A 441-nucleotide genomic window follows, 5' to 3' on the forward strand; every position below is an offset into this window, starting at 1 on the left:
CACCCCCACCACGCGGCAGCCCCTCGCCACGACATACGGCGGACCGTCGTGACAAGGGGCTTTGTTCGTAGTGTCGAGGACCGATGAGCGGTCGTGGGACCGCTGGGGCGCCGGGCCGGCCCCGCGCGGGGCGGGGGCTGTCATCGCGCGGGGCCGGCCGGCGCGGTCTCAGGCGTCGTCGTCGGAGACGCGGGAGGCGCCGTCGCAGGACTGCTTCTGGCGACTGAGCACGGCCACGATTCCTCCGCAGGTGGTGACCGGGAGCGACACCGGTTCCACGATCTCGTCATTGAAGATCACCACATCGCCGATGAGCGACGGGCGCGGAGCCGCCGGTACGGCTTGCGCCGCCTCCGGTGCCTCCGCAGGCTCTGCCGCCTCGGCTCCCGCGGCCGGATCGGCCGCCTTGGGCGCTTCGGCCGCCGGGGCGCTCCCCGCCGT

The 441-nt window shown here is 74.4% G+C and carries 1 protein-coding gene; it reads right to left on the reverse strand.

Annotation, left to right across the window (positions count from 1 at the left end):
- Positions 1-168: 168 nt before the first annotated feature.
- On the reverse strand, positions 169-441 hold a 273-nt coding region (locus C1I98_RS42470), incomplete at its 5' end, for a hypothetical protein (protein ID WP_199537601.1).

The organism is Spongiactinospora gelatinilytica, from assembly GCF_003236385.1.
GTDB classification, from domain to species: domain Bacteria; phylum Actinomycetota; class Actinomycetes; order Streptosporangiales; family Streptosporangiaceae; genus Spongiactinospora; species Spongiactinospora gelatinilytica.